This is a genomic window from Nonomuraea sp. NPDC001684, from assembly GCF_053596515.1.
The window spans coordinates 1-11,097 of sequence record NZ_JBSFGJ010000315.1; the positions used below are offsets into that span (position 1 = coordinate 1).

Consider the following 11,097-nt stretch of genomic DNA (forward strand, 5'->3'; position numbering starts at 1 on the left):
CGGACGGCCGCGCGGCCCTTTCCAGACGTTCCCTACAGGTACTGGCCGGTGTTGGCGACCGTGTCGATCGAACGGCCGGCCTCGGTGCCCTGCTTGCCGGAGACCAGCGTGCGGATGTAGACGATCCGCTCGCCCTTCTTGCCGGAGATGCGGGCCCAGTCGTCGGGGTTGGTGGTGTTGGGCAGGTCTTCGTTCTCGGAGAACTCGTCGACGCAGGCGGTGAGCAGGTGTTGCACCCGCAGGCCCTTCTGTCCGCTCTCCAGGAACTGCTTGATGGCCATCTTCTTGCCCCGGTCGACGATGTTCTGGATCATCGCGCCGGAGTTGAAGTCCTTGAAGTAGAGGACTTCCTTGTCACCGTTGGCGTAGGTCACCTCGAGGAAGCGGTTCTCCTCACTCTCGGTGTACATGCGCTCCACCACACTCTGGATCATGCCGTGGATGGTCGCCTCGCGAGAGTCGCCGTGCTCGGACAGATCGTCGGGGTGCAGGGGAAGCTCGGCCAGCAGGTACTTGGAGAAGATGTCCTTGGCCGCCTCGGCGTCGGGCCGCTCGATCTTGATCTTCACGTCCAGGCGGCCCGGCCGCAGGATCGCGGGGTCGATCATGTCCTCGCGGTTGGAGGCGCCGATCACGATGACGTTCTCCAGGCCCTCGACGCCGTCGATCTCAGACAGCAGCTGAGGGACGATGGTGTTCTCCACGTCGGACGAGACGCCGGAGCCTCGGGTGCGGAAGATCGAGTCCATCTCGTCGAAGAACACGATCACCGGGGTGCCCTCGGAGGCCTTCTCACGGGCCCGCTGGAAGACCAGGCGGATGTGCCGCTCGGTCTCGCCGACGTACTTGTTGAGCAGCTCCGGGCCCTTGATGTTGAGGAAGAAGCTCTTGCCGGACTGGCCGGTCTTCTCCGCGACCTGCTTGGCCAGGGAGTTGGCGACCGCCTTGGCGATGAGCGTCTTGCCGCAGCCGGGCGGGCCGTAGAGCAGCACGCCCTTCGGGGGACGGAGCTTGTGCTCGCGGAACAGGTCGGCGTGCAGGTAGGGCAGCTCGATGGCGTCCCTGATCTGCTCGATCTGCCGCATGAGCCCGCCGATCTCCTCGTAGGAGATGTCGGGGACCTCCTCGAGCACGAGCTCTTCGACTTCGGACTTGGGTATGCGCTCGTAGACGTAGCCGGAGCGGGGTTCGAGCAGGAGCGAGTCACCGGCCCTGATGGGCTGGCCGACCAGCGAGTCGGCCAGTCGCACGACGCGCTCCTCGTCGGCGTGCGAGATGACCAGGGCCCGCCTGCCCTCGTCCAGCAGTTCCTTGAGCATGACGATCTCGCCGACCTCTTCGTAGCCGAGCGCCTCGACCACGTTGAGTGCTTCGTTGAGCATGACCTCCTGGCCACGCCTCAGCGAGTCGACGTCGACGGCGGGGCTGACGTTCACCCGGAGCTTGCGCCCTCCGGTGAACACCTCGATCGTGCCGTCTTCTCGGGCTTCAAGGAAGGTGCCGAAGCCGGACGGCGGCTGCGCCAGCCGGTCGACCTCCTCCTTGAGAGCGACGATCTGGTCCCGGGCCTCCTTGAGTGTGGCCACCAGGCGCTCGTTCTGGCCTGTCACGGCCGCGAGATTCGCCTGTGCCTCATGGAGACGTTCTTCGAGGACTCTGGCCTGACGGGGTGACTCGGCCAGCTTCCGCCTCAGCGCGGTGATCTCCTCCTGGAGGAAGGAGACCTGTGTTGAAAGATCAGCGACCTCCCGTTCGCGCTGCGCGGCTCGAGCCTCAGCATCATCGCGAGCTGCCACGCCCCGTCACCTCCTTCCCAGTCGAGGGCGACTACTAAGGACCTTACCTATCTCGGGCCCCTCCGTAACCTGGCCGGGCAGTGTTCGTCGAGTGACATGCAGTATTCGGTGAATAATCCCCAATGGTGCGTTTAATACTCCCAGCATATGAACACGGCGATCTGTTCCCGTGTCACGCACCAACGCACCCTCGTGGCCAAATTGTCATAGTTCCTCGGTGGTTCCCTTCGGTCGGCGGCGTCGCGGCGGCGGCGTCACTCCGTCTGCCATGCGGCGGGCGCTGACGAGGAAGCCGGTGTGGCCGATCATCCGATGATCGGGACGAACCGCGAGCCCTTCGACATGCCAGTCGCGAACCAGGGTCTCCCACGCATGAGGCTCGGTGAAACACCCGTGATCGCGAATGGCCTCCACGGTCTTGGACATCTGGGTGGTGGTGGCGACATAGCAGCAGATGACGCCGCCCGGCGTGAGGGCCTTGGCGGCGGCGTCGACGCACTCCCAGGGGGCCAGCATGTCGAGGATGACGCGGTCGACGTCGGCCTCGTCGATCGAGGAGACCAGGTCGCCGACGACCAGGCGCCAGTTGTCCTCCATCGGGTCGCCGAAGAACTTCTCCACGTTCTTGCGGGCCACCTCGGAGAACTCCTCGCGTCGCTCGTAGGAGGTGACGTGGCCCTCGGGGCCGACGGCGCGCAGCAGGAAGCAGGTCAGGGCGCCGGAGCCGACCCCGGCCTCGATCACCCGGGCGCCGGGGAAGACGTCGGCCATGCCGACGATCATCGAGGCGTCCTTGGGGTAGATGACGGCCGCGCCGCGCGGCATCGCGAGCGTGTAGTCCTGGAGCAGGTGGCGGAAGGCGAGGTAGGCGGTGCCGCCGGAGGACCGCACGACGGAGCCTTCAGGCTGCCCGATCAGCTCGCTGTGCGGGATGGCGCCCTTGTGCGTGTGGAAGACGCCGTCCTGCTTGAGCGTGATCGTGTGGCGCTTGTTCTTGGGGTCGGTGAGCTGCACCTGATCCCCTGCCTGGAACGGCCCATGCCTGCGGAAACCCATGTCGGCAAGGTTATATGGGTTTCTCACGCCTCCGGACGCACGGTATCTATGGGGGATGCTCCCGCGCGACGTGATCTCCACCGGTCCCCTCATCCTGCGAATGCCCGCCGACCCCGACGCCGAGGCGATCGCGCGCATGATGGACGATCCCGTCACCGCCCGGCATCTGCCGCTGCTGCCGTCGCCGTACCGGGTCGAGGACGCCCGCGCCTACCTGAAGTTCGCCGAGGACAAGTGGGCGTCGGGCGGCGCGGAGTGGGCCGTCACCGAGGACGGCCGCTACGCCGGCGCGATCGGGGTCCGCCCGCCCGACCGCTGGGGCACGGCCGAGATCGGTTACGTGGTGGCGCCGTGGGCGCGCGGCAGGGGCGTGGCCGCCCGGGCCGCCAGGGCGGTGTCCGACTGGCTCACCGACCAGGGTGTGCACCGGGTGGAGCTGCAGGCCGAGGTGGAGAACGTGGCCAGCCTCAGGGTGGCGCTCAGGGCCGGGTTCCGCGAGGAGGGCCGGCGGCGCAAGGCCAAGCGGCTGCGCGACGGGCGGTGGGCCGACCTGGTGTCCTTCGCCCGGATCGCCGGGGAGCCGGCCGCGGCCGAGGAGCCGTACCTGCCCTTCTTCGACGGCGGCGAGCTGACCGACGGCGTGGTGCGGCTCGTGCCGCTCTCGGTGGAGGACGCCCCGGAGTACCACCGGATGATGTGCGACCCGAGCGTGACCGCCTACTCCCTGACCCCGCCCGCCTCCCTGGAGGAGGACGAGCAGCGCTGCCGCTGCACCGGCTACTGGTGGGTCACCGGGCAGCGGATCGAACTGGCGGTCCGGGACGCCGCCACCGGCGCGTTCGCCGGGCACCTCCAGCTCATGCAGGTCGTCCCCGTGCTCGGGCAGGCCATGATCGGCTACTCGCTGGTGCCGGACTTCCGCGGCAGGGGGTTCATGACCCGCGCGGTGCGGCTGCTGGTCGACTGGGCGTTCGCGCGCACGGCCCTGCACCGGGTGGTGGCGGGCACCGACGTGGTGAACGCGGCCTCGCACGCGGTGCTGGAACGTGCCGGTTTCAGCAGGGAGAGCCTGCACCGGGAGCTGTTCCCGAAGCCGGACGGCACGCGGGCGGACGACGTGGAGTGGGTGCGGCTGCGCTCGTCGTGAACGGCTCTACCGGCTCTGCCTGCGAAATGCGGAAAAATCGCAATTTCCTGTTGAGGGGTAGTCAAGAGCCGCGTCGAGGGTGATACTCCGGGGCACCGTTCGGAGTTTCGCGTGATCGGGCCGCGCGATCTCTTCCCCCCTCCACCCGAGGGAATCACCGCGATGCCAAACAACCGTGTCGATATCGCCATGCGTGAACTCATCACCGCGTTCTCCTGCCTGGAGGTCGCCGACGTGATCGATCGGCTCGCGCGCGCCGCGGCGGCCGTGGCGGGCACCGCGTACGCGGGGTTCGTGCACGTGGACGCACTGCGGCGGGACGCCCGTCCGCTGCACGTCCACGCGCCGCCGGGAGACCCGCTGCGGGTGCGGCGCTGGTTGTCGGGGTCCGGGGTGCTGAAGGAGCTGGCCACCGCGGAGGGGTCGCTCCGGCTGGCGCGGGACGAGACGATGGGCGAGCCGGGGTTCCTGGCCGTGCCGGTGCCGGCGCAGGTCCGCGACCACACGTTCGTGTGGGTGGCGGGACGGGGGTTCCAGGAGGGGGACGAACACCTGCTGAGCCGGTACGCGACGGCGGCGGGACGCGCGGTGGAGGGGGCCCGCGGCCTGGAGGCGGCCGTGCGCCTGCTGCGCGGCGTACGCACCTTCCGCCCCACCTGACCCCCAGCCCCAGCTGCCCTCCCGGACCGCCCGCCCCTCCGGGCATGGGCCGCCCCTTCCGAACCCCCACCCCCCTCGAAACACCTGCACCTTCGGGCCTGCCGCCCTTCGGGGCGGGCTGCACGTCCGGGACACCCACGCTCTCGGAACGGCTGCACCTTCGGCCCCGCCACCTCTTCGGGACGGGCTGCACCTTCGGAACGCCCGCCCTCGAAACGGCTGCACCCCCCGAACTTCCGCCCCCTCGGAACGGCTGTCCCATGGGCACGGCCGCCCTTTGGGACGGTCCGGATCCCTCATTCAGAAAGGGCCGCGAACCCGGTCCTAACTTCTCCCGAAATATCGCCCATTGCCCACGAAATACCCTTACTCACCCCCTCCCCCAGCCCCGGCAATTCCCATTCAGCCATTTACCACCGGACATTCCTGACGCATTTCCTGAAGGGTTTCCGGAAACACGAACGCCCGCACCTCCGGGAAAGAGGTGCGGGCGGACAGGTGCCGGGATCAGCCCCGGTGGGCCTCGAAGCGGAGCGTGCGGGAGACGCCCACGCGGACCGTCGTGCCGGGCGCGATGGTGACCGGCTCGTTGGGCGGGATATCGTAGAAGTTGGGGTCGCCGGGCGGCTGGATCTGGGTGCCGTTGACCGAGCCCAGGTCGACCAGGTTGACGTCCCAGCCGTCGAGGGCCACCCGCAGGTGGCGGCGCGAGACCGAGCCGTCGGGGCTGGTGACCTTGGCCGGCCGGGCCGAGCCGCCCGCCACCTCGGGCGCGCGCTCGGGGTCACGGCCCAGCAGGTAGTCGCTCTCCAGCGGCAGCGCCGTGCCGTCGTCGAGGATGAGCACCCCGAGCGAGGGCCGCGGCCCCTTGTACGGCACCAGCGTCCGCTGCACCAGGGCGATGCCGCAGACGGCGCAGTAGGGCACCCTCGGGTCGTTGAAGTGGTCGTTCTTGCAGTCGACCCCGTAGACCAGCGGGCGGTCGCCGTGGTCGCCCTGCTGCTGCTCCTGCGGCGGCGGCCCCGGGTGGTCGAAGTGCTCCGGCGGGCCGAGCACGGGCGGGGCCGGCTGGTCGAAGTGATCGGGCGGACCCATGTGCTGCGGCTGGTCGGCCATGCCGTTGCCGGACGGCGGCAGCTCGTCGTAGGACGGGAACTGCTGCTGGGGCTCGGGCTGGGGCTGCTCCTGCACGGGCAGGAAGGGAGGCTGGTCCTGGGGCGGAAGGTAGGGCGGCTGCTCGTGCCCGAACGGGGCCTGCTCCTGGCCGAAGGGCGGCTGCTCGTGCCCGAACGGCGGCTGGTCCAGCGACGGCGGGCCGGAGTGAGGACCGGAGTGAGGACCGGGCTGGGGGCCAGGGTGCGGGACGCCGGCCTGAGCGCCCGAGGGCGGACCCTGGACGATCGGCGGCTGGTCGGCCAGCGGATAGGGAGGCCGCTCGACGGGCCGCTCCACCGGCCGCTCGGGCGGCGGGGCCAGGTCGGGCTCCATGTGCAGGGCCGTGTTGGGCATCTCACTGGTGAGCGGCCTGGACCGATCGGCCGCCTGCCCCTGGGGACGGACGTGCGACGGCTGGTCGGTGAGGTCGCCGATCAGGCCGCCGCCGTGGACGACGCCGCCCTCGAAGCCGACCGCGGGATGCGCGCTGCCGGCGCCGGGCAGGGTGAGCTCGACGCGCTCGACCGGGCCGCTGATCAGCCGGTCGGCCCAGGTGAGGGAGTCGCTGCCGGCCAGGCGCGTCTCGCCGCCGGAGGTGCTGACCGAGGCCGAGGCCGAGCCGCTGACCAGGACGGCCACGCCGCCGCCGACGGGACCGGCGACCGCGCACGTGGCCGGGTCGCCCGCCATGTTGGCGGCCAGCACCTGCGCCGCGCGGCGGGCCAGCGCCCGGCCGTCGCCGCCGGAGGCCGCCGTCTCGCGCAGCGCCTCGATCAGGCCGTCGGCGGCCGCCTCGCCCGCGTCGCACACCAGCAGCAGGCCGCCGATGTAGGCGACCAGCCCGTCGCCGGGAAGGGGACGCACCACTCCGAAGCCCTGGCCGCTCATGCGCCCTCCCTCATGACGACCGTGCTGCGCTCATCGGTGCCCTCGCTGCGCTCGGTCACTCAACTCTCCTCCCGGAAGCCGGCGGTATTACGGCACCCGCACTGCCGTGCCGGCCACCAGCCATACGCATACCCAGACGACGACGCCGTGTCGCGGCCCAGGCGTCTCGATTCGGTGAACCGGTGGACCACGACCAACCCGTCAACTGTGCAAGTTCGGCCAAACAGAAGACTATCGGCCTGCCGTCCTGGCATCGAAATCGCCGGGCTACGGGAAGTGGCCGGACAAGACCTTAGCCGCAAACGCGCCGGGCATGTCAGACCCCGGTGAAGACGCGGTTGACGTCGGCGGTGGCGAGCACGCCGTAGATGTCGCCGCCGTGCTCCACCAGCAGGTACTCACCCGCGGGGGCCGAGCGCATGGCGTCGATGAGCGGCTCGCCGGTCAGGTCGGCGGCCAGCACCATGGTCGGTTCGAGCGCCTTGGCCAGCGAGCCCACGTCGACCCAGGGGCGCCGATGCTCGGGGGTGGCCTGGACGGCGGCCTCGTTGACGATGGCGACCGGCCGTCCGTCGTGGTCGACCACCACCAGGGCGCCCGCCCGCTGCTCGGCGGCCTGCCGCAGCGCCTCGGCCAGCGGCGTCTCGGCCGCCACCGGGATCGCCCTGCGGGCCAGCGCGCGCGCGTTGACCTGCGGGATGCGGGCGCGGATGCGCGCCACGCGCAGCGACTGGGTGGCGCCCATCCAGATGAAGGAGGCCAGCACCACCGGCCACAGCAGCTCGACCGGGTCGAACTCCTGCCCGCTCGTCATCGACGTCGCGAACGGCAGGACGACCAGCAGCACGGCCAGCACGCGCCCGCCCCAGGCGGCCACGACCGTGCCGGAGCCGGGGTTCCTGGTCAGCTTCCACACGCCCGCGCGCAGCATCCGGCCGCCGTCGAGCGGCAGGCCGGGCAGCAGGTTGAACACGCCGACGATGAGGTTGGCCACCCACAGCTGCCAGATGAGCACCTCGGCGATGCCGCCGTCGTTGATCACGTACGTGTCGGCGAGCAGGCCGAGCCCGGCCAGGCCCAGCGACAGGGCCGGCCCGGCGGCGGCGACCAGGAACTCCTTGCCCGGCGTCGGCGGCTCCTTCTCGATCTCCGACACGCCGCCGAGGAAGTAGAGGGTGATCCGGCGCACCGGCAGGCCGAACATCTTGGCCAGCACGCTGTGGGCCAGCTCGTGCAGCAGCACCGAGACGTAGAGCAGCACGGCGAAGACGAAGGCCACCGCGTAGGCGACGGTGCTGTCCAGCTCGGGCAGCATGTCGCGCATGCGGGGGCCGAACATGACGGTGATGAAGGCAGCGACGATGAACCACGTCCAGGAGACGTACACCGGGATGCCGAAGGGCCGCCCCATCCGAAGGCCGGGGAACTCCTGACGCGGGCTCTGCTCGCTCACCGCACTCCTCGTACGTCCATTACGTGCTGTTGCTGCCTCGATGCTACGCGCCGGATCACGTGATCCTCGTCCCGGCGAGGGTTATTCTGTCGGGCTCTTGACCTAGAGTGCGGTGCATGACGTTGACCGAACCGGTGATCATCGGAGCTCTCTCCCCGTCCCGGGCAGGCGATTTCATGACCTGTCCCCTGCTCTACCGGTTCCGGGTCATCGACCAGCTGCCCGAGAAACCCTCCCCCGCGGCCGTGCGCGGCACCGTGGTGCATGCCGTCCTGGAGCGGCTCTACGACCTGCCGGCGCCGCGCCGGTCGGTCCAGGCGGCCCTGGAGCTGCTGGAGCCCCAGTGGCAGCGCCTGCTGCAGGAGGACGAGCAGTACGCGCGGATGTTCGCCGACGACGCCGAGCAGGCCGAGTGGCTGGCGCAGGCGCGGGCGATGCTGGAGCGCTACTTCACGCTGGAGGACCCGACCCGGCTGGAGCCCGCCGAGCGCGAGCTCTACGTGCAGGCGGTGCTCGACGGCGGCCTGATGCTGCGGGGCTACGTCGACCGGCTCGACGTGGCGCCCACCGGCGAGGTCCGGGTGGTCGACTACAAGACGGGCAGCGCGCCCGGCCCCGACTTCGAGGCCAAGGCGCTGTTCCAGATGAAGTTTTACGCGCTGGTGCTGTGGCGGCTGCGCGGGCAGGTGCCCCGGCTGCTGCAGCTGGTCTACCTGGGCGGGCGCGGCGAGGTGCTGCGTTACGCCCCCGACGAGGCCGACCTGCTGGCCACCGAGCGCAAGGTGATGGCGCTGTGGACGGCGATCGAGCGGGCGCTGGAGACCGGCGAGTGGCGGGCGCGCCGCAGCCGGCTGTGCGACTGGTGCGACCATCAGGCGCTGTGCCCGGAGTTCGGCGGCACCCCGCCGCCGGTGCCCGACCGCCAGCCCGGCGACACGGTGCGCAGCAACCGGCGGGCGGCCACCGACGAGCTGTAGCCCTGGGCCCGTAGCCCTCCCGCAGGCCGCACCTTATCCTCCGAAGGGAGGAGTTCAAGGCTCTCACCTGGGCCTACAGTGAAGCGGTGCGGATCGACCGACCCCTGTTCCACGACACGGTCCTGGCCGTGGTGGTGGCCGCGGCCTCGGTGACGCTCTTCCTCCTCTACGGGCCCGAGCGCCTGGAGCCGGCGGAGCTGACGACGGTGAGCATGCGCGCGTCCGACGGGCTCGGGGCGGCGCTGCTGGTGCTGGCCGCCGCGCCCATCGCGGTGCGCAGGCGCTGGCCGCTGGCGGCGCTGTGCGCCGGCCTGATCCCCGAGACGGCGCTGACCGCGCTGGGTTACGGCACCGGCGCGTCGGGGGTGTCCGGCCTGGTGCTGGTGTACTCGGTGGCCTCCAACCGGGGGCTGGCGGTGGCGCTGGGCGGGCTGCTGGTCTCGCTGCTGACGTACGCGGTGGGGGCTGTCGCCGGGCCGGTCACGCCGCCGGGCGCGAGCGGGCACGTGGTGGCGGTCCTGGTGCTGCTGGCGGTCTGGGGGGCAGGCAGGAGCCTGCGGCTGCGGCGGGCGTACCTGGAGGAGCTGCGCGACCGGGCGGCCCGGCTGGAGCGGGCCCACGCGGCCGACACGCGGGCCGCGCGGGCCGAGGAGCGCTCGCGCATCGCCCGTGAGCTGCACGACGTGGTGGCCCACCACGTGAGCGTGATGACGGTGCAGGCGGCCGCGGCGCGGCGGGTGCTGGCCGCCGATCCCGACCTGGCGCGGGAGGCGCTGTCGGCGATCGAGAACACCGGGCGCCTGGCCATGTCCGAGATGCGCAACATCGTGGGCGTGCTGCGTACCGACGCGCGGGCCGAGCTGGGGCCGCAGCCGGGCGTGGGCGACCTGCCGGGGCTGGTGGAGCAGATGCGCGAGGCGGGGCTGCCCACGCGGCTGCGCGTGGAGGGCGAGCCGCGGCCGCTGCCCGCGGGGGTCGACCTGGCCGCCTACCGGCTGGTCCAGGAGGGGCTGACGAACAGCCTGCGGCACGCGGGGGCCGGGGCCGAGGCGGTGGTCACCGTCTCGCACGCCCCCTCGGGCCTTGACGTACGCGTCGAGGACGACGGCAGGGGCGCCGCGCCTGCGGCCGACCGGACGGGCCACGGCCTGGTCGGCATTCGCGAGCGGGTCGCACTCTATGGTGGAATTCTGAACATCGGTCCGCGACCGGGGGGCGGTTTCGAGGTGCGGGCGAGGTTCCCGTTGAAGGACGGCCAATGACGATCAGAGTGCTGCTGGTGGACGACCAGCCGCTGCTGCGCACGGGATTTCGCCTGATCTTGGAGGCCGAGTCCGACATCACGGTGGTCGGCCAGGCCGGCGACGGCAAGGACGCGATGGAGCAGACCAGGGCGTTGCTGCCCGACGTGGTGCTCATGGACATCCGCATGCCGGGCGTCGACGGCATCGAGGCGACCCGCCGCATCGTGCGGGAGGCCGCGCCCACGGCGCACGTGCCGAAGGTGCTGGTGCTGACCACGTTCGACCTCGACGAGTACATCGTGGAGGCGCTGCGGTCGGGGGCGTCGGGCTTCCTGCTCAAGGACGTGCCGCCCGACGAGCTGGTGCAGGCGATCCGGGTGGTGGCGGCGGGCGACGCGATCGTGGCGCCGAGCGTGACCAGGCGGCTGCTCGACCGGTTCTCCAAGCGGCTGCCCTCGGCCTACGAGCAGGCCACGCCGGCCCGCCTCGACCGGCTGACCGAGCGGGAGCTGGAGGTGCTGCGGCTGATCGCCAAGGGCATGTCCAACGCGGAGATCGCGGCCAAGCTCGTGGTGAGCGAGACGACGGTCAAGACGCACGTGGGCAACGTGCTGACCAAGCTGGGGCTGCGCGACCGGGTGCAGGCCGTGGTGCTGGCGTACGAGACCGGGCTGATCACGCCCGGCGCGACATCCTGAGGCCGCCGCCCCGGCAGGAGGGC

At 71.1% G+C, this 11,097-nt stretch carries 9 protein-coding genes; 5 read left to right on the forward strand and 4 right to left on the reverse strand.

Translation table 11 applies throughout. From position 1 onward, the window contains the following. Positions 1-32: 32 nt before the first annotated feature. A complete protein-coding gene (gene arc / locus ACWCSD_RS37145; RefSeq protein WP_358299011.1) occupies positions 33-1,796 on the reverse strand; it encodes a proteasome ATPase in 1,764 nt (587 codons plus the stop codon). 204 nt (positions 1,797-2,000) lie between these two features. After that, positions 2,001-2,852: a tRNA (adenine-N1)-methyltransferase gene (locus ACWCSD_RS37150; protein ID WP_352326892.1), complete on the reverse strand. Its 852-nt coding sequence runs from the start codon at positions 2,850-2,852 to the stop codon at positions 2,001-2,003. Positions 2,853-2,907: 55 nt separating this feature from the next. Between ACWCSD_RS37150 and ACWCSD_RS37155 the strand changes: the two genes are divergently transcribed. Both ACWCSD_RS37155 and ACWCSD_RS37160 read left to right on the forward strand, forming a co-directional pair. Further along, positions 2,908-3,999, forward strand: coding sequence for a GNAT family N-acetyltransferase (locus tag ACWCSD_RS37155; RefSeq protein WP_397158726.1), 1,092 nt, complete (start codon positions 2,908-2,910; stop codon positions 3,997-3,999). Positions 4,000-4,188: 189 nt separating this feature from the next. Then, complete coding sequence (locus ACWCSD_RS37160; protein WP_397158728.1) at positions 4,189-4,659, forward strand: hypothetical protein; 471 nt, start codon at positions 4,189-4,191, stop codon at positions 4,657-4,659. Between the two features lie 507 nt (positions 4,660-5,166). Here the strand turns inward: ACWCSD_RS37160 and ACWCSD_RS37165 are convergent. Further along, complete coding sequence (locus ACWCSD_RS37165) at positions 5,167-6,702, reverse strand: FHA domain-containing protein (protein ID WP_449921998.1); 1,536 nt, start codon at positions 6,700-6,702, stop codon at positions 5,167-5,169. Between the two features lie 316 nt (positions 6,703-7,018). Beyond that, on the reverse strand, positions 7,019-8,155 hold the full coding sequence (locus ACWCSD_RS37170) for a site-2 protease family protein (RefSeq protein WP_364338295.1): 1,137 nt from the start codon (positions 8,153-8,155) through the stop codon (positions 7,019-7,021). Between the two features lie 116 nt (positions 8,156-8,271). On the opposite strand from ACWCSD_RS37170, the gene ACWCSD_RS37175 reads away from it, so the two are divergent. The 3 genes from ACWCSD_RS37175 (at position 8,272) to ACWCSD_RS37185 (ending at position 11,074) form a co-directional block, all read left to right on the forward strand. After that, positions 8,272-9,132, forward strand: a complete 861-nt coding sequence (locus ACWCSD_RS37175; RefSeq protein WP_352364040.1) for a RecB family exonuclease — start codon at positions 8,272-8,274, stop codon at positions 9,130-9,132. Between the two features lie 86 nt (positions 9,133-9,218). After that, entirely contained in the window at positions 9,219-10,394 is a 1,176-nt protein-coding gene (locus ACWCSD_RS37180; RefSeq protein WP_449922000.1) for a sensor histidine kinase, read from the forward strand. Beyond that, complete coding sequence (locus ACWCSD_RS37185) at positions 10,391-11,074, forward strand: response regulator transcription factor (protein WP_358298999.1); 684 nt, start codon at positions 10,391-10,393, stop codon at positions 11,072-11,074. Before ACWCSD_RS37180 ends, ACWCSD_RS37185 begins: the two co-directional genes overlap by 4 nt. Positions 11,075-11,097 lie beyond the last annotated feature (23 nt).